Below are 22,138 nucleotides of genomic sequence, written 5' to 3' on the forward strand. Positions count from 1 at the left end.
CGCGAACCGGAGTTCGCACCAAGCAATTTGCAACTCGACTGGTTACTCGACGACGACGGACTTGACGAGGTTGCGCGGGCGGTCGACGTCGACGCCGTTGCGGATGGCCATGAAGTAGGAGAAGAGCTGCAGCGGCACGACCTCCAGGATAGGCAGGACGTACTCGTTGGCTGCGTCCACTTCGATGACGTCGGAGGCGACCTTTTGCACAGCCTCATCGCCGCGGTTGGCGAGGACGATGGTGCGGGCGCCCTGCTTGCGCATGTCGTCGAGCAGAGCCAGGGTCTTCTCGTAGCGCGCCTCCGACTCCGCGTCGTTGGGGTCGTGGGTCGCGATGACGACCAGCGGCACGGCATCGGAGACCAGCGCGTTGGGCCCATGCTTCAGCTCGCCGGCAGGGTAGCCTTCAGCGTGGATGTACGAGGATTCCTTCAGCTTCAGCGCGCCTTCGCGGGCGATGGCGTAGTGGATGCCGCGGCCAAGGAAGAGCAGCGTGCGCGCATCGTGGTAGCGCTCAGCGAGCGCCTTCGTGGCTTCGCTCCAGCCATCGAGCTGCGCGCCGATGGCCGCGGGAACGCCCCGCAGAGCGGCAATCGCAGCCTGCAGCTCGTCCGCGCTGATCGCGCCACGGGCCTCCGCAGCCACAAGACTCAGCAGGCGAAGTACCACGAGCTGCGCGGTGAAGCTCTTGGTCGCGGGAATGGCCTTCTCAACGCCAGCCTCGGTGGGCAGGGCCACGCTGGCCTCGCGCATCATGGTCGAAGTCGCAACGTTGGTCACGGCGAGCGTTGGGTGACCACGCTTGATGGCCTCACGCAGTGCCGCCAGCGTGTCCGCCGTCTCTCCGGACTGAGAGATGACCAGCACCGCCGGGTCGCGCTTGGTGTTGGTGGAACGGGTGATGTACTCGCTGGCATACTCGACATCGACCGAGAGGCCGGCGGTGTCTTCGAGCATGATCTCAGCTGCGAGCCCGGCGTGGCGGCTGGAGCCGCTGGCCGAGATGATGAGGTCCTTGTGGGCGCGGAAGACCTCCGCTGCTCCACCGAAGGCCTCGGGCTTGAGGGTGTTCTGGACGAGATAGTGATCGAGGGTGCGCTCGAGAGCGGCGGGCTGTTCGTAGATCTCCCGCAGCATGGCATGTTCGAAGCCCTGGGCGTGCGCCAAGTTCTGATTCTGTTCGGTCATGGACTACCTTTCCCTGAAATTATTGCAGGTGTTGGGCACGGATGCGGGCGTGTCCTGTATGCGGGAAAGGGATAAGCTGGAAGGCTATGCAGTTCACAGCAAAATTTCTCCTCTCGGCGATGAAGCCCGAGCAGTTTCCCAACGACGCCCGAACCGGTGGCGCTCCCGAAGTCGCGTTCCTGGGCCGCTCCAATGTGGGCAAGAGTTCCCTGCTCAACAGCCTCATCGGCGAGGCCGCGGCGAAGGTCTCTTCCACGCCGGGCCGCACCCGCGCCATCAACTTCTTCGCGCTGCACGAAGGCACGCCGCAGAAGCACGCCTTCACGCCGAAGCTGGTCTTCGCGGATCTCCCCGGCTACGGTTACGCCAAGATCTCGAAGTCCATCTCGGCTGAGTGGCCTACCTTCATCGAGCCCTACCTGCAGGAGCGCGAGGAGCTGGCACTCTGCCTGTGCCTCGTCGACACCAACATCCCGCCGCAGACCAGCGACACGCAGCTGATCCATGCGCTGCAGCAGATGCAGCGGCCTTACGTGGTCGTCGGAACGAAGGCCGACAAGCTCAGCAACAACCAGCTGGCGAAGTCAGTCGCGGTGCTGAAGAAGGCACACGAGGTCGAGAACGTGATTGCCATCTCGTCCAAGACCGACGCGGGCATCAAAGCTCTGTGGGCTGCGATTCTGCAGGGGACGCAGGTGTAGCGTCCTTTGGGGATGAAGGCGTGGCTTCCGGTTCAACCGCGACCGGCCCGACATCGTGGAGCTTCAGGCCTTCGGACTCAAGCAGGAAGGCCTCGCCTCCGGTGAGATTCACCCATCGCCCTTCAGACGCCGACCGCAGGTAGTGCGAGGCGCGTTCTATCCAGCGGCGGCGCGCCGTCTCGTCCTTCGGCAGCATGCGCAGGATGCGCTCATCGGCTTCGCGGAGTTTCGTTGGAGTCTTCGTCGCGATGAAGAGCTCGTGCAGCTGCTCGCCATGCGCCGTCTCGGCGGGCGCAGAAGGCTCCGCTGAGCTCTGGACCACGTTGAGGCGGGGCACGCCACTGTCGATGAGAGCCTGCGCGGCTGCGGGGTACGCGTCACCGGCAAGAAAGACATCCGGCTTAATCCCACGCTCGATCATCTCGGCGAGCGTGGCATCGACGTCTCCGATAAGAGCGACGCTGAGCGGGCGCTTCTTCCGGACCTCGTTCTTAAGCGTTCGAATCGCCTCGTCGAGCGTGTTGACGACGAAGTCGATCTCACCGCGGCGAAGCGTCTTCTTGATCTCGTGGCCGTCTTCGGCGACCAGTAGCGAGGTAGCCCCGGCGATGGACGCGGCTGGGGCGAGGCCGCTGCGGGGAGCTTCGGCGCCACACGAGAAGACGAGCGCGCCAGCCCAGTCCTCGCGGAGCTGGATGAGGCGGTTGTAGATGCGGAGAATCTGGAGCTGTTGATCGGGAGCTTGCACTGCATTGATTGTAGTTGCCAGACCGGTCTGCACATCACTCGTCATTCCGAGCCGCAGACGAGGAACCCCTGTATTTTTCCTGTGTCGGCGAGCTTGCATTCCAGCGCTACCGTGCGGATTCGCACGAAATACAGGGGTTCTTCGCTCGCTCCGCTCACTCAGAATGACGGCGGCAAGACACGGCGCGGCAAAAAAAACGAAGGTCCCCCCTGGCGCGGGACCTTCGCGATTGACGGGTGTGCGTCCGTCAAGGTTGATGTTTTTTCGGCGATCTACTCGCCGTAGTAGTCGAGGCCCAGGTGGGTGATCAGATCCTCGCCCATGATGTGCCGCAGCGTGTTCTTCAGCTTCATCGACTGGATGAAGAGATCATGCTCGGGGTACACGCCGGGGGCTGCATCGGGATCCTTGAAGTAGAAGCTCAGCCACTCCTGGATACCCAACCCGCGAAGACTCGGCGTGCGCTGCGCGAGATCCATGAACAGACACAGGTCCAGCGCCAGCGGAGCCGCAAGGATCGAGTCGCGGCACAGGAAGTCCACCTTGAGCTGCATCGGGTATCCGAGCCAGCCGAAGATGTCGATGTTGTCCCAGCCTTCCTTGTTGTCGCCGCGCGGCGGGTAATAGTTGATCCGCACCTTGTGGTACATGTCGCCGTAGAGGTCGGGGTTCAGCTCCGGCTGCAGGATGTGCTCCAGCACGCCCAGCTTCGAAACCTCCTTGGTCTTGAAGTTATCGGGATCGTCCAGCACCTCACCATCGCGGTTGCCGAGGATGTTGGTCGAGTACCATCCGGCCACGCCGAGCTGGCGCGTCTTGAAGGCCGGTGCCAACACGGTCTTGATGAACGTCTGCCCGGTCTTGAAGTCCTTGCCGCAGATGGGCGTGTTCATCTTCTTCGAGAGCTCGCGCATCGCCGGAATGTCCACCGTCAGGTTCGGTGCACCGTTCGCGAACGGGATGCCCTCCTTGAGCGCAGCCCAGGCGTAGAGCATCGAGGGCGAGATGTCGGGATCGTCCTCGGTCAGCCCCTTCTCGAAGGCCTCCAGCGTCTGGTGCACCGGCTTCTGCTCAATGTAGATTTCGGTCGAACCGCACCAGATCATCACCTGGCGATCCGTGCCGGACTTCGCCTTGAACTCCGCAATGTCGTTGCGAATCTGGTTCGCGAGGTCGCACTTGTTCTTGCCGACCTTCTGGTGCTTCGGCGTGAGGCGCTTGACGTAGCGCTCCTCGAAGACCGCGGGCATCGGCTCGATGGACTCCAGGAAGGGCTTCATCGCATCGAGCTGGTCGCGATCGAGCACGGCGGCGGTCTTCGCCGCGTCGTACAGATTGCCGCCGAAGATGTCCCAGCCGGTGAAGACCAGGTCGTCCAGCGGAGCCAGCGGAGCGAAGTCCTTGATGAGCGGGGTCCGGTTGTCCGTGCGTTTGCCCAGGCGGATGGTGCCCATCTGCGACATGGAGCCAATCGGCTTGGCGTAGCCGCGGCGAATCGCTTCCACACCCGCGATGAGGGTGGTTGCAACGGCGCCCATGCCGGGAATCATGATGCCAAGTTTGCCAGTGTGAGGAGTGATGCTCGCCGCGCTTGGTTGCGCAGCTTCAGGTGTTGCCATTGTCGGTGTGCGTACCCTTCTGGAGGACTTGCGCAAATGCGCAGACATTGCGAGTATTCCGCACGCGTTCGCACGTTACAAGACAGCGGTAACGTAATGGAGAAACGTCCGAACACTGACGAAAGGCCTTGATTCATGAGGGTTTCGCGGCATTACCTCTACCTCGGCGATAAGCGGACGAGGGTTAGTCCGGAGATTGAAGTCCCATCGTCTGCAAGCGAGGAGAAGCGCTGTTCATAGGGGTTTTCGTGGTCGCCGCCTGCAGTCAAAAGGGGCCGTCGCTCGCGCGTCCGGCCCCTCTCTTCTTTGCGATTGACACCGCTAACGTTGATTTCCCGCGCCCCCGGTCGATTTAGCTCGCCGAATGCCCGTCGCGGTTCTTCCAGTGCGTCCAGACGAACCACACGAAACCCACCACAATCGCCGCTTCGACGGCGACGTGGAAGCGCGCGAAGACCTCCTTGAAGCGCGGATCCGTCTGCCACTTGTCGCCCAGCTTCATGCCGAAGTACGCCAGCGCGTAGCACCACGGCAGCGAGCCGAGGAAGGTGTAGATGTGGAAGCGCACCTGGTTCATCTTCGCGATACCCGCCGGGAACGCGATGAACGTCCGCACGATGGGCAACATGCGGCCGAGCAGGACCGCCAGCGAGCCGTAGCGGAGGAAGAACTTGTCTGCCATGTCGATGTCGCGACGGCTCAAGAGCAGGTAGCGGCCGTACTTCTCCACCAGCGGACGTCCGCCCTTGGCGCCTACGAAGTACGCCGGAATGGACCCCAGGTTGGACGCAATGGAAGCCAGCACCGCGAGCACGATCAGGTCCGTCTGCGAGTGCGCCAGCGCCGATCCAGCGAACGGCATGATGACCTCCGACGGGATCGGAATGCAGGCGGACTGTACCGCCATCAGGAGAAAGACGAGCGTGTACTTGCCGCCGACACTGAGACCCGCCAGGAACGCGATGAGCTTGTTCATGTTGGGCCAGTATAACGAGGAGCCCCGCCACGGTTTGCAAACAAAGAGGCCCCTGGAGAGCCCAACGATTCTGCCCTCGGCTCCGATCTGCGTGGTATAGTCCTGCGGTAAGGGGCCTCGACGCGTTGGCCCCACGTTTCACCGGATCGCAGGTACAAATCGAACCAGTAGAAGGAGCCTTGTATGCAGAGATCTTCGCTCTTCTTCGCCGCCCTGCTTGGCGCTGCCACGAGCCTGGGAGCGCGGGCGTTTCAGACGGAGACCACCTCCGTCATCCCACCGGATCGCGACCCGGCCGTGTGGGGGCGGGCCCATCAGCCTTACATCGCGACGGTGATGGTCTCCGGGGCACCTGGCTCGCCGGCCGACACCGGACAGACCAACTCCAGCCGCGAAGTGCTCGAGTTCCGCGATGATGCGGGGAGAGTCCGCACGGACAGCTTTTACGACAGCGGCCAGCTAATGGCGAGCACTGTTCGCGATTCTGCGCAGCGGACCATGGTGATCTGTATGGCAGTGCCAAAGCAGGCCACCGTGCTGCGCGGGATCGCAGCGGGGTACGTGGCCCCGGGTACGAATGTGCCTCCGGGCGCCGGCTGGGTCGCCGAACCGCTACCGGCAAAGAGGATCGCAGGTATCCTCAAGGTTCCCGGTCAGCGATTCACCCGCACGTTCACCATCAACGGAAAGACCGACACGCAGATCGTCGAGGACTGGACGGATCCTGATCTCGGCATCGTGCTCGAACACACGGCGACGGACTCGCTGCACGGTACCCGCGAATCGCAGAGGGTGACGCACCTTGTACTTTCGAGACCGGACGCCTCTCTGTTTGAGGTCCCCGCCGGCTACGAAGTCCGCGACACTCAACAGGCCAGCCACTGAGCTTCCGGCACGCGCTCTTCGTTGACGCCAGCTTCCGCGGGACGAGGGAAGCGCCGAAAGGTTCGTCTGCGCTATCGTGGTCGAGATGACGACCGTGAAGCGTGCCGCAACGAAGACAACATCAAAGAAGAGCGCAGGCCAGAAGAACGCGGCCCCGAAGAAGGCCGTGCGCCGGTCCATCGACGCGGCGGGGGCGGGCAAACAGCCGACCCGGGGCCTGACGCCGCCGCAGAAGCTCACCGCCAAGAAGCGCGAGCTGGCGATCGAGGGTGTACCTGCAGCGAAGGCGCGGAAGATCGCCGGCGGCGAGCCGGTGGCGAAGAAGAAGTCCGCCAAGGGAGGAACCGCGAAGCCCCTGGCGCCGGAGCGGATCGCTGCCATCCTCGATGCCCTGCGGAAGACCTACCCCAACGTCGTCTGCGCGCTGACCCACCGCAATGCCTTCGAGCTCCTCATCGCGACGATCCTCTCTGCCCAGACGACGGACGTCACGGTGAACAAGGTGACGCCGGAGCTGTTTGACCACTTCCCCACCCCGCAGGCCCTCGCCAAGGCGCGGATCGAGGACATCGAGCGGATCATCAAGCCGACCGGATTCTTCCACTCCAAGGCGAAGAACATCCAGGGCGCCGGGCGGGTGCTGGTGGAGAAGTTTGGCGGGAAGGTACCGCAGACCATCGACGAGCTGACGCAGATCCCGGGAGCGGCGCGCAAGACCGCCAACGTGGTCCTCGGGAGCTGGTTCGGCATCGCATCGGGCATCGTGGTCGACACCCACGTGGGGCGGCTGAGCCGGCGGCTGGAGCTAACGAAGAATGAAGATCCCGTGAAGGTGGAGCAGGACCTGACGAAGATCATCCCGCAGGATCGCTGGGTGCAGTTCTCCCACGAGCTGATCCATCATGGGCGGCAGGTGTGCCTGGCGCGGAAGCCGCACTGCGTCGATTGCTCGGTGGAAAAGTTGTGCAACTCAGGCGACAAGACGTGGACCAGCCACTGAGCTTTGCACTTGTTTCGCAACAGATACGGCCAAAACCTCACGCAAAGATTTACGTTGGCCACGATATCCGCAGGACACATGTGAGTAACGCTCCTGTTATGGCAGCAGGAGAGGTGCGGAGCGTCGTTCCATCGATTCAGTCTGGGAACCGCATCCCTGGAAAAGCGGTGATTCGTGATGCTATCCCGAGCCCGGATGTTTCGCCAAGATGAATGCAGTTGATAATTATGCGCGCTCCGTCGCACCCCCAAAGACTTTCATGAGCTGAAATTCAGTCAGCCAAAGTCCTGAGCACTGCGGCCACAAGGGCCGCAGACGACGGCTCATTGGCGACAGCATGGGCAGGAGTTCCGAGTTCCTCGAGGGCCGTCGCTGTTACTGGTCCGATCACAATCCGGCGGACGGATTCAGGCAGTTCGACCCCGATCTGCTCCAGCAGACCGAGCAGATTTCGCGCCGAGGACGGGCTGGTGAAGGTGGCCGCGGCAGGCCAATCCCCGGAGGTGGCCATCTCCCTGAGAGCGACGAGTGATTCTTCCGGTGCTCCGGTGCGATAGGCCGACGCGACGGTAACCTCAGCACCTGCAGCCCTTAGCCTCTGCTCGATGATCTCGCGCCCCTCCTGCGCTCGCACCACGAGAAAGCGGTGCGACGGCCGATCGGAGGACGACACCCGGGCCACAAGCGCGTCCGCAAGCGAGTCGGCAATGGGCTCGGGGGAGAACAGGTCCGAGCGGCGGCCGAAAAGAAACTGCTCCACCGACTTCCCTGTCGCGCTCCCGACCACAGCGATCTGGATTGACTCCGGAAGGACGTGCGTCCTGGCCTCCAGCCTCGCGGCGAACGCTTTCACCGCGTTGACGCTCACGAGCACCAGCCAGTCGAAGTGGTCGAGACGTCCAAGAGCCGCGTCCAGATCGTCGAACGCAACCTCCTGGAAGGTGAGCGTCGGGACAAGAACAGGCTCGAGGCCTGCGGCGACGAGGGCGTCGGCGAGTTCGCCGGCCTGTTCGGGCGCGCGCGTCACGAGAACTCGTTTGTTCCGAGTCATGGAACCCCTTTCGTCACCAGAGTATCGAGAAAGTGCACAAGATCTGCGACTTTCCCCTTGCAGTTCGCTTTTTATTCGCTCATAATGACCGCCATGGCCATCACGCGGCGACAAAAAGAGGTCCTCGACTTCCTCTCCACCTTCACGACTTCCAACGGGTATTCGCCGTCGTATGAGGAGATCGCGCAAGGTCTTGGCCTCAGCTCACTGGCAACGGTTCACAAGCATGTGACGAACCTGCAAAACAAGGGCCTCCTGCAGCGTGCGCACAACCGCAGCCGGTCTATTGATGTGCTGCCGCAGCGTGGCGCACGGCGGGCTGCATCGGAGCGGCTGCCCCTGCTGGGGCGCATTGCCGCAGGCAAGCCCGTCGAAGCTGTTGAGACCTCCGAGACGATCTCGCTAGGCGACATTATTGGCAGTCGCGATGTCTTTGCGCTCGAAGTCCGGGGCGATTCGATGCGCGACGAGCATATCGTCTCCGGCGACTACGTGCTCTGCGAGCGCACCCGCACCGCCCGGGAGGGCGAGATCGTCGTAGCGCTGGTAGACGGCACGGACGCTACGCTGAAGCGGTTTTACCGCGAGGGCGAGTATATCCGGCTGCAGCCCTCGAACAAGGAGATGAGCCCGATCTTCGCGCCAGCGGCATCGGTGGCCATCCAAGGTAAGGTGTTGGGTATCCTCCGCAAGTACGCTTAGGCCTGCGCTGGCGGGAATCCGTCCGGGTTCGCCTTCAAATTCCTAGCTGGAACCAATTCCCTGCAGGCTGCGTATCCTCCAGCGACACGATTCTGAATCGAATCGCGGAGGATGGCGGCCTTGTCGCAGCAGAAGAAATCACGCAAGAAGCTTTGGATCGGCCTCGGGGCCGGACTGACCGTCCTGGTCATCGCTGCTGTCTTCGCGGTGAAGTCGGTGTCGGGCTCAACCAAGATCGATCCGACCCAACTGGCCCACGCTGAGATGGCCGACGTGGCACGCTCGGTGGTCGCGACCGGCAAGGTCCAGGCGATCACGCAGGTTGAGGTAAAGTCGAAGGCCTCGGGCATCGTCACCAAGCTGTTCACGGATATCAACCAGCCGGTGCACACCGGGCAGGTGCTGGCCCAGCTTGATCAGCAGGAGATCCTGGACCAGGTCGCCGCCCAGCAGGCGCAACTGGCTTCAGCACAGTCGAACGCCAAGTCCGCGGCTGCTGCCGTGGAGTATGACAAGGTTGCGGCCGAGGCGCCTGACCTGCCAAACCTCGAGCACGGCTACAAGCGGCAGCTCGCGATGCAGAAGGAAGGCGTCGTCTCGCAGCAGTCGCTGGATGATGCCCAGCAGAAGTACCTCGCGGCGGTCAACGTCCGCGACAAGGGTGTGGCGCAGGTGCTGGTGGACCAGGGGAAGTACAAGCAGGCGGTCGCGCAGGTGCAGCAGGCGGAAGCTTCGCTCAAGCAGCTCGAAGAGCAGCTCAGCTACACGACCGTGCGCTCTCCGATGGATGGCGTGGTGCTCTCGCGCGATGTGCAGGTAGGCGACGCGGTGAGCTCGATTCTCGTGCTCGGCTCGACGGCGACCCTCGTCATGACGCTGGGCGACACGCACCAGGTGTACGTCAAGGGCAAGGTTGACGAGTCCGACATCGGCAAGGTGTACATGAACCAGGGAGCGCGCATCAAGGTGCAGAGCTTCCCAGGCAAGACGTTTGAAGGCCATGTCACGAAGATTGCGCCACTGGGTGTGGAGAAGGACAACGTCACGACCTTCGAGGTGTGGATCTCCATCGACAACCCGGGCGGCGAGCTGAAGTCCAACATGACCGCCAACGCCGAGATCGTCATGGAAGAGCATAAGCATGTGCTCACGATCCCTGAGCAGGCGGTCATCTACGACAAGGACCGCAACGCCAGCGTCTGGATTCCCGATCCGAAGGAGAAGGAAGGCCATCGCGCGGTGCCGATCAAGATTGGGCTCTCGAACGGAAGCAAGGTTGAGGTGATCTCGGGCCTGAAGGCCGGCGACACGATTGTGCTGCAACAGACTTCGTAAGTCGGAACTCACCAGGACCACGCTGTACCAGCAATGCAATGCACGGCAATGCGGAACCGCCCCGATCCAAAGAGGCGGGCCGACAGGAGGCAACGATGAAGATTCAACTACTCACCCTGGCTGCGGCGTTCGCAGTCTCCACAGCAGCAATCGCCGACGCGAACTTCGATCGCACGCTCACGATCTCCGGCCAGCCGGATCTCTACGTATCGACCGGCTCTGGCAACATTCGCATTCATCCTGGAAGCGATAACCAGATCCACATCACCGGCCACGTTCATGCGGGCTGGAGCGCGATGGGCGATGTGCAGGCGCGCGTGCGCCGCGTCGCGGACAATCCCCCCATCGATCAGAGCGGCAACACCATCCACATTGGTGAGAACACCGACCACAACCTGTTCAACAACATCTCGATCGATTACGAGATCACCGTGCCAAAGTCGACTGCGCTGAACCTTCGCTCCGGGTCCGGAGACGTCGAAGTGGACAACGTGGGCCGGTATCTCTCTGGTCACAGCGGTTCGGGCAATGTGCGGGCGCATGGCCTGCATGGTGCAGCCGAGCTGCAGACGGGCTCGGGCGACATTGAGCTTGAGGATGACGGCGGCGGCGCGGTCGAAGCCAAGAGCGGCTCCGGCAACATCCGCATTCATGGCTTCGACGGTGCTCTGCGCGCCCGCACTGGCTCCGGCGACATCGAGGGCGAAGGCCGCCTCAACGGCGAGTCCAGCGTAGCGACGGGCTCCGGTTCGGTGCGGCTGCGGCTGAACCCTGACGTGCACTTCAACCTCGAGGCCTCGACCGGCTCAGGCGACATCCGCGTGCACTTCCCCAATGCGCCGCAGCAGAGCGAGCACTGGCGTCATCACCTCACCGGCCCGGTGAACGGTGGCGGTCCGGCTCTGGAGATTCACACAGGTTCGGGCGACGTCGAGATTTCGCCGCGCTAGCTTTTCGGCGCCAATCCCACTCCTCCTGAAAACAACGGTTTGAAGATTTGCGCCGGGGCGTATGCGGGACGATGCATACGCCCCCTTTTTTCTTGCGCAGGTCTCGCCGATGCACCTCAGGTTGGCCTGCTCCGTCGATGGCAACATAGACTTGCTAAATGGCACGCACCCGGCTTGTAGTCTTCGACCTCGACGGTACCCTGATCAACTCATCGCTGGATCTCTGCAACTCCGTGAACGCGGCGCTGGAGCATGTGGGCAAGTCGCGGCTGCCAAACGAACTGATCGCGACCTACATCGGCGATGGTGCGGCGATGCTGGTGCGGCGCGCGCTGGCCGATCCGGGCGATGCGGACTCCGGCCGCCACAAGGCCGAGGGAGAGGTGCTCTTCGAGCGAGCCTTCCACTACTTCCTCGAGTACTACCGCGAGCACAAGCTGGACAACACGCATTGCTACCCCGGTGTGCTGGAAGCGCTGCGGGAGATTCGCAAGCGCCGTCCCCTGCTGCCTATGGCGGTGCTTACCAACAAGCCGGTGATCCCATCGCACGGTATCTGCGACGCCCTGGGTCTGACGCCATACTTCTTCCAGAACTACGGTGGCAACTCCTTCGCCACGAAGAAGCCTGATCCGGAGGGATTGCTCGCACTGATCGCCGAAGCCAGCGCGGCGCTGCGTCACGAGGACCACAGCGCCGCACCCATCGACCCGGCGGACGTGGTGATGGTCGGGGACTCGGATGTGGACGTGCTCACGGCGCGGCGCATCGGCGCGCGCAGCGTCGGGTGCGGCTTTGGACTGGCTCCGGCCTCCCTGGCAATGGCTAAACCGGACGTCATGGTGCAAAGCGCGAGTGAATGGATTGCGGCGCTGGGCATCTGAGGGCGCCGCCAGTCATTCGTCGTTCGGCCTCATCGGTTGAGCGTCATGGAGATGGAACGCCAGTCGAAATCAACGGGAGATTGACGTGAGAGTGATTCAGAAAGTATTGCTTTTCGTTGGATCGGTGGTGCTGGCCGCGCCGCTAGCTTCAGGCGCACAGTACGCTACACCAAGGTTGATGGCCGCAGACGGCAGCAGGCCGATCGAGTTCGACGTGATGTCGGTGAAGCCCAACCACTCCGGCTCAACGGTAATGAAAATCGTCTCTCCGCCGATGAGCGATGGCGTGACCATCACGAATATGCCGTTGGAGAACATCCTTCAATGGGCGTTCGGAATCTTCCTGAACGACCAGATCGCAGGGCTACCGGACTGGGCGCGGCAGGAACGTTACGATGTCACGGCGAAGGTGTCCGATGAAGACGCAGCAGCCTTTCGCAAGGTGACTGACCCTATTCAGCGCATGCCCATGCTGCAGAAGCTCCTGGTGGAACGCTTCCACCTGACATCCCATTACGCGATGAAAGAGCTTCCCGTCTATGCGCTGGTTGTCGGGAAGAACGGCATCCGGATGACGGAGATACAACCTGCTATTGGTGCCAATGGCATGAAAGAGGGTGGCGCAAGACAGGTAAGCCGGGGCCAGATCAAGAGCATGGGCCAGCCGATGAAGCCCCTGATCAACCAGCTCACGATGGAACTCGGCCACGTCGTTGTAGACAGGACCGGGCTTATGGGCTACTACAACTTCACGCTGAAGTGGACACCGGACGATGCCAGCCCGACTGCGGGTAGCGTACCGGAGGACCCTTCAGCACCTTCAATCTTTACGGCCGTGCAGGAGCAATTGGGGTTGAAGCTGGAGCATGCGAGAGCGCCAGTGCAGGTTCTCGTGATCGACCATCTCGAGAAGCCCACAGAAAACTGATTCAACGACCAGATATGCCTCGAAGAAGGCTACTTCCATGCCCCCAGCATGCGCCGCACAACGATAAGTTCTCCCACGTGATACGCGTTGTGGTCCGCGATCTGCAGCGCCTCGCGCAGCAGGGTCTGGCCCGTGCCCCACGGGAATGGCGTCACCAGCTCATCGTCGCTCGCCGAGTCGAGCAGGTCATCGAAGGTCTTGCGGTCAGCGTAGATCGCTGCGATGGTTTCGTCCCACGCGGTGTCGCTGGTGGGGGCGGCGTCCTTTGGCCAGTAGTCGGCCGGCCACTTCATCGGCTTGTAGCTGCCGTCGGCGTTGTCTGAGTACTCGAGCATGTCCTTCTGGGCCACGCGGATGTGCTCGACGATCTGCCAGGCGGAGTATGGCAGTCCCTGCGGAACGGTTCCACGCAGCTCGACGGGAAAGTCCTTCACTGCCTGCGCGAAGCTTGCGTGGGCCAGACCGCCGTCGAGCAGCGCTGCAAGCTCCTTGCGGAGCGATGAACCGAGGGAGTTTCCGGAGGGCGAGGCAGAGGTTTGACTCATGCAGCATGGGATGCCGCTGAGCCCCTCCGAGACTCCCCACTTCGGTGAACGTCCGCGAAATCCGGCCTTAGCTCGCCCCGCCGGGTGCAGTCGCCGGCCAAAGCCAGGCTGCGCCACGGACTCCGCTCGAGTCGCCGTGCGTGTTGCGCACAATCGGCGTATCGCACTGCTTGCCGAAGACATACTGGCGCATCACGCTCTCAACGCGACCGGAGTACAGGTGATCCAGGTTGGAGAGGCCGCCGCCGAGCACGATCACGTCCGGATCGAGAATATTCACGATCACCGCCAACGCACGGCCCAGCCGATTCTCGAGACGATCCAAAGCTGCGGCGCACTCAGCATCGCCCTTTTCCGCTCCGGCAACGATCTCCTTACCGCGCAGGGTCCGGCCAGTGACCTCGGTGAAGTCCTTCTCGAAGGCGGTGCCGGAGATCCAGGTCTCGAGGCAGCCGGAGAGACCGCAGTAGCAGGGGCGGCCCGGAATCTCATTGCCTGTCGCCCAGGGGAGCGGGGTGTGTCCCCACTCGCCGGCGTTCCCATTGCGGCCCGAGTGCACATTTCCATGGATTGCGATTCCGCCTCCGCAACCTGTCCCGAGGATGACACCGAAGACGATGGCGTGGCCCGCCGCAGCGCCATCGGTGGCTTCGCTCACGGCAAAGCAGTTGGCGTCGTTGGCGCAGCGCACCTCGCGCCCCAGCGCGGCGGAGAGATCCCTTTCCAGCGGCTCCCCATTCAGCCACGTGGAGTTGGCATTCTTGACGAGGCCCGTCGCGCGAACCACCGTTCCCGGAATGCCGACGCCGACGGTGCCCTTCATCCCCATCTTGGCCTCAACGCGCTCGACGAGGCCCTTGATGGCTGCGACCGTGCCGGGATAGTCGCCGCGGGGTGTGTCGACGCGAATGCGGCTGTGCTCTCCCCCCTGGTCGTCGAGGGCTATGGCTTCAATCTTCGTACCGCCGAGGTCAATTCCGATGCGCATGCGTGTGCTTTCAAGCTCCGGTCTTCAAAATTCCCCGTCAGGCTCCGGGGATTCGGGTCAAGGCTATCGCGAGTGCCAGTCCCAGGGCGAGCGCCAGGACCTCGACGATTGCGGCTCCGAGACGACGCTCTCCACCGATCTCAGGCAGCAGATCGACGAGAGCAATATAGACGAAACTTCCAGCACTGACGGGAAGCAGCCAGGGGACGAGGGTGAGTCCTGAGCCGGGAGTTGCACCAAGCCACGCGACCAGCGCCCAGCCCAGAAGGCTCGAGCCTCCAGCGGCGATGGCCAGCGTAGCGGCCCGGCTGCGATGAACCCCCATGTGCAACAGCAGAGCGAAGTCTCCGAGGCGATGGGGAATCTCGTGCAGCCCAATAGCCAGAGCCGTGATCCAGCCGATGCGAGCGTCCACCGCAAAGGCCACAGCAACGCTGGCCCCATCAACGAAGCTGTGCGTCACAGCGCCAAGCAGTAGCGTGGCAGGACGCGAAGCTCCGTGCGCGTGCGAATGGTGACCGTGAAGCTCCTCGCAGTCGGTGTGGTGCGGATCGAACTCCTGCATGGGCTCGGCGCTGACGCCCGCAAGCACATGGAAGATCCGCTCAAACGCATAGAGAGTAACGATGGTGGCAACCAGGGTGGTCCATACGCCGGGGCGATTGCCGAGAGCCTCGACCGCTTCCGGCAAAAGGTGCACGACGCCGGTTCCGAGCAGCACACCCACAGCGAGGCTCACGACGAAGGGCAGCACGCGACGCAGCGGTCCTTCCGCCTCCTTGAGCAGCAGGACCGCGACAGCGGCCAGCAGCTGCACGCCAATCACCGCAACCAGCGGCTCGATGGCGCGCACATGAAGCTGGGAGACGTGAAGCAGGGGCACACGCAGGACGTCTGCCAGCACAGCGCCCAACGCGCCATGAACCAGAGAATCTTGAACCAGAAAATCCTGCACTGTGGAGATCAACTGCAAAGCGGCGCACACCTTCCCTTCGTACAGGGTAACTGCTGGAGGCTTGGATCCCTGTTGAAGGCAAAGGTTTCGGACGGATGGAGTTCAGAGTCGCGGAAGAAATCTACTTCGCGGCCTGTGGTGCAGCCTGGGGCGCGACTTCCTTGTCCGGCAGCGAGTAGATCACCTCACCGGCGCGGGTGTAATGCAGCTCTTCGCGAGCCTGGTGCTCGATGGCGTCAGGATCGCTCTGCAACCGCTCGACGTGAACCTCGAGCCGCTGGTTTTCGCGCTGCAGCACATCGACCTGCTTGGTCAGATCGCGTGACTCCTCACGTTTGTGCGCGTATGCGATCAGCCCGTTGTGACCGAACACCACGCCGTAGCCCATCATGCAGGCCAGCACTCCCGCTGCCACGGTCGCACCGCGGCGGCGCCAACGCATCCAGCGCTCGCGTGCGGTCTCCAGCGCTGGAGCCGCATGGCGTACGCCGCGTGGCTTCCGTTGCTGGTCGTCCGTGGTTGAAATGTTGTGGTCGGGTCTGATCATTGCTGCGCTGTCCCGGGCGTGCTTCGCAACGCTTGGTGCGCTGCTTTCCCAGTATCGTTCAGCTCGTGGCGCGTTTCATTCAGCAATGACGCGGGGGAACCAAGCTTGCTGACAGTAACTGAGGTTGCTTCCAGCAGCTGAACACACTGTGGACAACGCGGTACGAAATCAGCCGGCAGCAGAGGAAAAACCGGTAAAAACCCCTGAGATCGTCACAAAATACGCGACGGGAAAGGGTATCTCGTTTGTTATGCTCGAGACGGGATTTTCACACATGCGCGTGATTGATGTTGTGGTTGCGGTCTTCGTACTCGCGCTGGTGGCCATGGTTTGGGCAGTGCTGGCCATTGTGCAGGACGTCCGGCGTTCGCGCCGGCGCGCAAGACGTCTGCGTGAAGATGAGAGTTTCGCCAGTGGCAGTCTCGGTCTGGGACTGATCAACTCGCGCATCGACCTCATCCCCGAAGCCCCGGAGCTAAGCTTCCGCGACCCAGAATCACCTGCTGTTTCGGATGCAAGTGCTCCGGCAATCCTCGCCGCAGAGCCAGAATCCGCAGCGGAGCAGTTTGTCGTTGAGACTGTCGCGCTCGGTTCTTCGCTCTCGGAGTCCGTCGTCGTGGCGGCCTCGCTCGAAGAAGAAGCCTCAAGTCGCACAACGGACGCTGAAATCAAGCTTCCCGACGGCAGCGACTTCCTCGACGCACAGTCCAGGTCAGGCTTCGAAGCTGTGACCCCGGAACCAGCGATGGCTGCGCCTCAGCCGCTCGCGCCGACAGGCAGCATCTCCGACGAGACGGCGGCGGTCATCGCGTCCACCACGTTCTCCGCACCGTTCAGCTGGCCCACAAACAGCACGGCCACGCTTCCCGTCTCGGCTCCAGTTGCGGTCTCGCCGAGTTCCGACGTGGCTCCGGTCGCCATCCCGCAGGCGGCCGTCGCTCAGCCTGTCTCTGCTGTTGCGCCTGTCACTGCGGTGCCTGACATCGAAGAAGACGGTGAGTGGGAGACATCCCTGCTTCGCACGCTGAGCGGCGGAGACCGTGCTCTCCTGGCTCGCGCAAAGATGTCGGAGGCCTGGGAAGAGACGGCCATGCCGGACTTCGTCATGCCCTCGCGCAGCTTCCCGTCCGCGATCGTTACTCCCCGGGGCCAGATCACGTCAACGCTCTTCGGGGAACCGTTCACCTTCGAACCGCTCCGTTCCCAGCAGCTGATTGCACGCGGAGCCGAGACCGGTCCGCTGCCGAAGCCACAGCGCTCTGCTGGAGCCCCAAAGGCACAGCCACAGGTGACGTGGTCTCCGACTCCCTTGACGCCCGAGCCCGCGATGGCAGTGGAGGCAAGCGCGGCGGTCGTGACCGCAGCCGCTGCATTCGTAGCCACTCCGGCAGCAAGCTCCTTCGGGCCGCCCGTCCTCGCGATTCTGCGAACACTGCCCGTCCCCGAAGAATCCTCAGCGCGAGCAGAGGCAGTCCCAAAGCCTCAAGCGCACGATATCCCGGCAGATCAGTCCGCAACACAGCCCGTGACCTTCGTCGAACCCAACGTGGCTCCGGCCAGAATGATGGTTCCGGTCCTCGCTCGAGCTGCGTCCTCTCCAGAGGTGATCGAAGTTGCGCCCACGACCCCGGAACCACTCGTCGAAGCGGAAGAGCTCCAGCCACTCTCGGCGATCTTTGTGCCGGTAATGGCTCGGGGACTTCCGCAACCCGCGATGGAAGTCGCGGAGACAGCGCTGACCGTCGAAGAAGTGGTGCCGTTGCCGGCGACGGTGGCAACGGCGCCAGCGTGGCCGTTAGTGCTTTCCCGCACGGCATACACAACGGGAACAGTCTGGCAAGGTGAGTCATCCCAGTTCACGCACGCCGAAGTCCCGTCGGCTGTCGCGGATCTTGCCCAGATCAACCGTGGCACAGCAGCGCCCCACTCCGGAATCGCGCTGCCCCCGGCTCCTCTGGCCCATCCGGCGGAGGAGACCGAACTGCGCCCGGCAACTTCAAGTTTTGTAATCCCGGCGTCCGCGCCTGCAAGCTCTTTCGAGGCCGAAGACGACTCTTCCGAGCCAGTGATCGCACCGACCTTCCCGGTGTCTCACTCCTTTGGGTATCAGCCCGATTCCGGCAAGTCCGATAAATCTGACAAGACGGTGCCCTTCCGGGTGCAGCGTCCAGCGCCTCCGCTGGTCCGTCCGCAGCAGGCCCAGACCGTCACCGGTGCGATTGCTGCGCTCCGCGAGGCCGGCATGGACTCGGGCATGTCTCACATCTCGCGGGCTCCGCGGCTAGGCTCGCCATCGCAGATCATGCCCCCCGGGCCCGCGTTCCACCGCGTGGCGCCGAAGCTCGCCGCCAACAGCTCCGGGCGTCACCTGGTCGCCCCGCTGCGCCGGCCCGATCTCTCCTCGTACTACAGCAAGGATCTCGGCGATTTGTCGGATCCCGTCGCTCCACGAGGACGCAATCGAGAACCACGAACTCCCGAAGAACAGAAGCGCCAGGCATAGAGACTGGTTCCACAGCCTCACTGGGGATGTTTCGCGACCCGGTTTGCGATAAGGTTTAACTGCTATGTCGCAGACAGCCGTCTCGCCCCTTTCCGCTCCCCGTCCCACCCTGCGCTCGGTCACCGCGTCGCTGGCCGGTACGGTTCCCGGTCGCATCGCGCTTGGACTTGCCGCGACCCTCGTAGTCGCAGCCGCCGCGCATGTTGCCTTTCCCCTGCCGTTTACACCGGTACCCTTCATCCTGACGCCTCTCGCGGTACTCGCGGTCGGTCTAGCGTTTGGGCCGATGGGTGGATTCGCCGTCCTCGCCGCATATCTTCTGGAGGGCGCCTGCGGCCTGCCGGTCTTCAGCCCGACAGGTCCTGGCGGCGTTGCCCAATTGGTCGGCCCTACCGGGGGCTACCTGATGAGCTACCCTCTGGTCGCGATGGTCGCCGGCCTCGCCACGCGGATGTCTCCGCGGATGCCGCGCTTCCTCGCCGCGACATTGAGCGGCGTCGCCGCGATGACGATTCTCTTCGCCTTCGGCGCCGGCTGGCTTGCCCACTGGAACGAGATCCTGGCCCCCGGCCATGTCTCGCTGCAACTCGTCGCCATGAGCGCCATCGTTCCATTTCTTCCCGGTGAGATCGTCAAGGTGCTCGCCGCCGCCGGTATCTACAGCACCCTCCGGCGCAGCCGATAACCTTCGCTCTCCGCCCGTCGCAACCCTTTGACCGTTGGTCATCGAAACACAGGAACCGCCCCTTTTCAGGCTTAAGGAATTCATGTCTACCGCACCAGCAGCAGTCCGCGAAATCACCATTGCTCACAGCCCCGACTCCGATGACGCCTTCATGTTCTATGGCCTGGCCACGAACAAGGTCCGCGTCCCGGGCTACAAATTCACCCACACGTTGACCGACATCGAGACCCTGAACCGCAAGGCGATGACCGAGCAGACGTATGACGTGACGGCGATCAGCTTCCACGCCTATCCGTACCTGCAGGAGCACTACACACTGATGGCCTGCGGTGGGTCGGTGGGTGAGAACTACGGCCCCATGATCGTGGCCCCGCGTGAGTACACGCTCGACGAGATCAAGAAGGTGAAGATCGCCGTCCCGGGCACGCTGACCACCGCGTACCTCGCGCTGAAGCTCTTCGCACCGGAGATCGAGACGGTCACCGTCGACTTCGACAAGATCATCCCTGCGGTTCTTGCAGGTGAATTTGAAGCCGGCCTCATCATCCACGAAGGCCAGCTCACGTATGGCCGCGAGGGCCTGCGCAAGATCATCGACATGGGCGTGTGGTGGAAGGAGCAGACCGGTCTCCCGCTGCCGCTGGGTGGCAACGCGATTCGCCGCTCGCTGGGCACCGAGGTCCAGAAGGTCACCACGCAGGCTCTTCGCGATTCGATCCAGCACGCGCTGGACAACCGCGACCAGGCGCTGGAGTACGCGATGCAGTTTGCCCGCGACCTCGATACCCGCGACGCCAACCGCTTCGTCGGCATGTACGTGAACGAGCGCACGCTGGACTTCGGTCCCGACGGCCGCGAGGCCATCAGGAAGCTGCTCGATATGGGCTACGAGCGCGGCATCATTCCGCACAAGGCCAACGTCGACTTCGTCGATTAATTTTCCCTTCAGCAACAGCACCCAAATTCCACGGTCGGCATCTTTGTTTGTAAGAGGTGCCACCGTGGAATCACTGCTTAAGGGTCAGTGCGGTCTGTGCGTTCATTTCGGCGAGTCACACATTGGTACGCCGATGCTGGTCTCCATCACCACTAGCCGAAGCGCCGATGTGAAGTTGCTGGATGAGTGTGGGCATCCACGCCACGCCACTCTTCGCCTGAAGGTCACCCCGATCTCAGGTTGCGACGGATTCTTCCCCGCGGCTGCCTAGGCAACCGCTTCGTTTTCAGCCAGAAGGACTCTTGGCTCGGCGATCTCTGCGTTCATGGCGATGCCACTCAATGGGAACCAGACAAAGTTCCCAGCCTGATGCTCTTCGCTGAATATCGACCGTATGGGAATCTTGAAGGAAGGAATGGTGGACGCGGTAGGGATCGAACCTACGACCAGTCGATTAAGAGTCGAATGCTCTACCAGCTGAGCTACGCGTCCAGACCTTGTGCCCTGCCCCGGGAGGGGAGAGCGAACCTCAACACACATGTTGCGTCAGGGTTCAGTTGCGCGCGGGGAATCATCACCGCACTTAGAGAAGTATAGCACGGGAATTCGACTCGATGCGAGAGGCTGTGGATCGCTTTGCATCGGCCACCGGCAGCCGTGCAGGCGCCACCTATTCGCTAGCGAGTCGAGGTACCAGCCAGATCAGTTCCCCGCCCACGCCATGCCGTCGGCCTTCTCTCCCACGTTGATGGTTGCGACCATCTTCCAGCTTGCTGTGTCGATGACATTGACGATGTGGCTGGCCTCGCAGGAGACGTACGCGAGCTTGCCATCGGGCCGCACCAGCACCTCCTGCGGCTTGGGGCCTACGGGGATGGTACGCAGCACCTTCCATGTCTTCAGGTAGATGACAGCCAGCTGATTTCCGGTCATCAGGGTCAGCAGCAGCAACTTGCCATCACGCGTCACGGTACCACCGTAGCCGGGCGTCGGCAGATCGACCCAGCGAGCAATGGCATTGGTCCTGGAGTCTATGACCGCGAGCCGCGGCGTGACCTGGTCCGACGTGAAGACCCAGCGGTCATCCGGCGTGATCGAAATGCGCTGTGTGTTCGTCGAGATGGGAATGCGCGTGATGAGCTTCCGGTTCTCGAGGTCCAGCACGGAGACGGTACCTGAGCCAACGTTGGCGGTGTAACCGCGTTTGCCGTCGTGGCTCAGTACCAGCATGTGCGACTGCTCTTCGCCCGTGGGGATTGACCCTACGATCTTCTTGGTGCGCGGATCGATGATCGTCACGGCCTTGTCGAGCTCCGTCGTCACGTAGAGCAGTCCGGTGTGCGGCTCCCACAGCACGCAATGCGGCCGTACCGCGTGATCGAAGACGATGCGGTCCGCGATCTTCTGCTGCGCGAGGTCAACGATGAGGATGACGTTGCCGTCCGTACCGACCTTGCCCACGCCGACGTCGCTATAGAGCGGCAGATAAGCGAAGTGGCCGTCAGGTGAGGTCGCGACCTCGTGCCCAAACATCTTCGGCACACCTTCCGGCAGTGCGACGATCTGCATGTTCGTCGCAGGATCGACGAGGCTCAGCGAAGCGTCGCCCTGGTTGGCGACCAGGAGCAGAGACCGCTGCGGAGTGGCCGCGCGCGCGATGCTACCGGCAAGCACGAACAACGGAGCGATAGCCATGACGAGGACGGAGCGATGGTGACGACGAATAGGCGGCATACGTTTGGGTGCCCATCCTACCGCAGACCGGGGACGAGCGGCAGGTATCAGAGCGTAGCGCACGCCGTGCGGGCTGACCCGATCACGTGGAAGCAGGAAACGCGCGGCCCCGAGAGAACGTTTCCATAAATATGCCGTCCGCCATGAAAATCATCACCTCGCTCACTGCCCGGAAAATCGTTCCGCATGCTGGGAGTGCCACCACCTCGTTTCAGCTTGCAACGATGGGCAGCGATCTGCATCTCGTACGGTCTGAAATGGCAGTTTCTTCAATACT

Annotated in this window: 21 protein-coding genes and 1 tRNA gene; 11 read left to right on the plus strand and 11 right to left on the minus strand. The window is 62.7% G+C overall.

The annotated features are described in order from the left end of the window. Positions 1–42: 42 nt before the first annotated feature. The gene (locus C4S68_RS05140) at positions 43–1,188 is read right to left on the minus strand and encodes an SIS domain-containing protein (protein ID WP_103931873.1); all 1,146 of its coding nucleotides are present in this window, start codon (positions 1,186–1,188) and stop codon (positions 43–45) included. Between the two features lie 86 nt (positions 1,189–1,274). Between C4S68_RS05140 and yihA the strand changes: the two genes are divergently transcribed. Further along, positions 1,275–1,889 (plus strand): ribosome biogenesis GTP-binding protein YihA/YsxC, encoded by a 615-nt coding sequence (gene yihA / locus C4S68_RS05145; protein WP_103931874.1) that lies wholly within the window; start codon positions 1,275–1,277, stop codon positions 1,887–1,889. Here yihA and C4S68_RS05150 read toward each other — a convergent pair. The 3 genes from C4S68_RS05150 to C4S68_RS05160 form a co-directional block, all read right to left on the minus strand. Then, positions 1,846–2,682: a hypothetical protein gene (locus C4S68_RS05150; protein ID WP_103931875.1), complete on the minus strand. Its 837-nt coding sequence runs from the start codon at positions 2,680–2,682 to the stop codon at positions 1,846–1,848. The genes yihA and C4S68_RS05150 overlap by 44 nt on opposite strands. Before the next feature lie 227 nt (positions 2,683–2,909). Continuing rightward, positions 2,910–4,256, minus strand: a complete 1,347-nt coding sequence (locus C4S68_RS05155; protein WP_103931876.1) for an inositol-3-phosphate synthase — start codon at positions 4,254–4,256, stop codon at positions 2,910–2,912. Positions 4,257–4,608: 352 nt separating this feature from the next. After that, positions 4,609–5,232, minus strand: a complete 624-nt coding sequence (locus tag C4S68_RS05160; RefSeq protein ID WP_103931877.1) for a DedA family protein — start codon at positions 5,230–5,232, stop codon at positions 4,609–4,611. Positions 5,233–5,415: 183 nt separating this feature from the next. On the opposite strand from C4S68_RS05160, the gene C4S68_RS05165 reads away from it, so the two are divergent. Together C4S68_RS05165 and nth are read left to right on the plus strand one after the other, a co-directional pair. Beyond that, positions 5,416–6,117 carry a hypothetical protein gene (locus tag C4S68_RS05165; protein WP_103931878.1) on the plus strand — a complete coding sequence of 234 codons (702 nt, stop codon included), beginning with the start codon at positions 5,416–5,418 and terminating at the stop codon, positions 6,115–6,117. 85 nt (positions 6,118–6,202) lie between these two features. Next, positions 6,203–7,117: an endonuclease III gene (nth, locus tag C4S68_RS05170; protein ID WP_103931879.1), complete on the plus strand. Its 915-nt coding sequence runs from the start codon at positions 6,203–6,205 to the stop codon at positions 7,115–7,117. 271 nt (positions 7,118–7,388) lie between these two features. Here nth and C4S68_RS05175 read toward each other — a convergent pair whose 3' ends face one another. After that, positions 7,389–8,144 carry a uroporphyrinogen-III synthase gene (locus C4S68_RS05175; RefSeq protein ID WP_160114998.1) on the minus strand — a complete coding sequence of 252 codons (756 nt, stop codon included), beginning with the start codon at positions 8,142–8,144 and terminating at the stop codon, positions 7,389–7,391. A gap of 117 nt (positions 8,145–8,261) precedes the next feature. Between C4S68_RS05175 and lexA the strand changes: the two genes are divergently transcribed. From lexA to C4S68_RS05200, 5 genes are all read left to right on the plus strand, one after another. Further along, positions 8,262–8,870, plus strand: a complete 609-nt coding sequence (gene lexA / locus C4S68_RS05180; protein ID WP_103932203.1) for a transcriptional repressor LexA — start codon at positions 8,262–8,264, stop codon at positions 8,868–8,870. 120 nt (positions 8,871–8,990) lie between these two features. Beyond that, positions 8,991–10,205 carry an efflux RND transporter periplasmic adaptor subunit gene (locus tag C4S68_RS05185; protein ID WP_103932204.1) on the plus strand — a complete coding sequence of 405 codons (1,215 nt, stop codon included), beginning with the start codon at positions 8,991–8,993 and terminating at the stop codon, positions 10,203–10,205. A 95-nt stretch (positions 10,206–10,300) separates the two neighbouring features. After that, positions 10,301–11,155 (plus strand): DUF4097 family beta strand repeat-containing protein, encoded by an 855-nt coding sequence (locus C4S68_RS05190; RefSeq protein ID WP_103931881.1) that lies wholly within the window; start codon positions 10,301–10,303, stop codon positions 11,153–11,155. Positions 11,156–11,313: 158 nt separating this feature from the next. Further along, the gene (locus C4S68_RS05195) at positions 11,314–12,039 is read left to right on the plus strand and encodes an HAD family hydrolase (protein ID WP_103931882.1); all 726 of its coding nucleotides are present in this window, start codon (positions 11,314–11,316) and stop codon (positions 12,037–12,039) included. A gap of 91 nt (positions 12,040–12,130) precedes the next feature. Then, positions 12,131–12,967: a TIGR03435 family protein gene (locus tag C4S68_RS05200; RefSeq protein WP_146072019.1), complete on the plus strand. Its 837-nt coding sequence runs from the start codon at positions 12,131–12,133 to the stop codon at positions 12,965–12,967. 29 nt (positions 12,968–12,996) lie between these two features. Here the strand turns inward: C4S68_RS05200 and C4S68_RS05205 are convergent, their stop codons facing one another. The 4 genes from C4S68_RS05205 to C4S68_RS05220 form a co-directional block, all read right to left on the minus strand. Further along, positions 12,997–13,512 carry a DinB family protein gene (locus tag C4S68_RS05205; protein ID WP_103931884.1) on the minus strand — a complete coding sequence of 172 codons (516 nt, stop codon included), beginning with the start codon at positions 13,510–13,512 and terminating at the stop codon, positions 12,997–12,999. 67 nt (positions 13,513–13,579) lie between these two features. Continuing rightward, positions 13,580–14,500 (minus strand): ROK family protein, encoded by a 921-nt coding sequence (locus tag C4S68_RS05210; RefSeq protein ID WP_103931885.1) that lies wholly within the window; start codon positions 14,498–14,500, stop codon positions 13,580–13,582. 37 nt (positions 14,501–14,537) lie between these two features. Continuing rightward, complete coding sequence (locus C4S68_RS05215) at positions 14,538–15,473, minus strand: ZIP family metal transporter (RefSeq protein ID WP_235011363.1); 936 nt, start codon at positions 15,471–15,473, stop codon at positions 14,538–14,540. Positions 15,474–15,576: 103 nt separating this feature from the next. Beyond that, positions 15,577–16,002 carry an FtsB family cell division protein gene (locus C4S68_RS05220; protein WP_103931886.1) on the minus strand — a complete coding sequence of 142 codons (426 nt, stop codon included), beginning with the start codon at positions 16,000–16,002 and terminating at the stop codon, positions 15,577–15,579. Positions 16,003–16,276: 274 nt separating this feature from the next. Here C4S68_RS05220 and C4S68_RS05225 point away from each other — a divergent pair, with 274 nt between their 5' ends. The 3 genes from C4S68_RS05225 (at position 16,277) to C4S68_RS05235 (ending at position 20,127) form a co-directional block, all read left to right on the plus strand. Further along, on the plus strand, positions 16,277–18,505 hold the full coding sequence (locus tag C4S68_RS05225; RefSeq protein ID WP_146072020.1) for a hypothetical protein: 2,229 nt from the start codon (positions 16,277–16,279) through the stop codon (positions 18,503–18,505). 64 nt (positions 18,506–18,569) lie between these two features. Beyond that, positions 18,570–19,190, plus strand: a complete 621-nt coding sequence (locus C4S68_RS05230; protein ID WP_103931888.1) for a biotin transporter BioY — start codon at positions 18,570–18,572, stop codon at positions 19,188–19,190. Between the two features lie 82 nt (positions 19,191–19,272). Further along, the gene (locus tag C4S68_RS05235; RefSeq protein WP_103931889.1) at positions 19,273–20,127 is read left to right on the plus strand and encodes a menaquinone biosynthesis family protein; all 855 of its coding nucleotides are present in this window, start codon (positions 19,273–19,275) and stop codon (positions 20,125–20,127) included. Positions 20,128–20,543: 416 nt separating this feature from the next. Here C4S68_RS05235 and C4S68_RS05245 read toward each other — a convergent pair. Together C4S68_RS05245 and C4S68_RS05250 are read right to left on the minus strand one after the other, a co-directional pair. Next, positions 20,544–20,619 (minus strand) — tRNA-Lys (locus C4S68_RS05245). 210 nt (positions 20,620–20,829) lie between these two features. After that, entirely contained in the window at positions 20,830–21,861 is a 1,032-nt protein-coding gene (locus tag C4S68_RS05250; RefSeq protein WP_235011364.1) for a cytochrome D1 domain-containing protein, read from the minus strand. Between the last annotated feature and the right edge of the window lie 277 nt (positions 21,862–22,138).

The organism is Bryocella elongata, assembly GCF_900108185.1.
In the GTDB taxonomy this organism is placed as follows: domain Bacteria; phylum Acidobacteriota; class Terriglobia; order Terriglobales; family Acidobacteriaceae; genus Granulicella; species Granulicella elongata.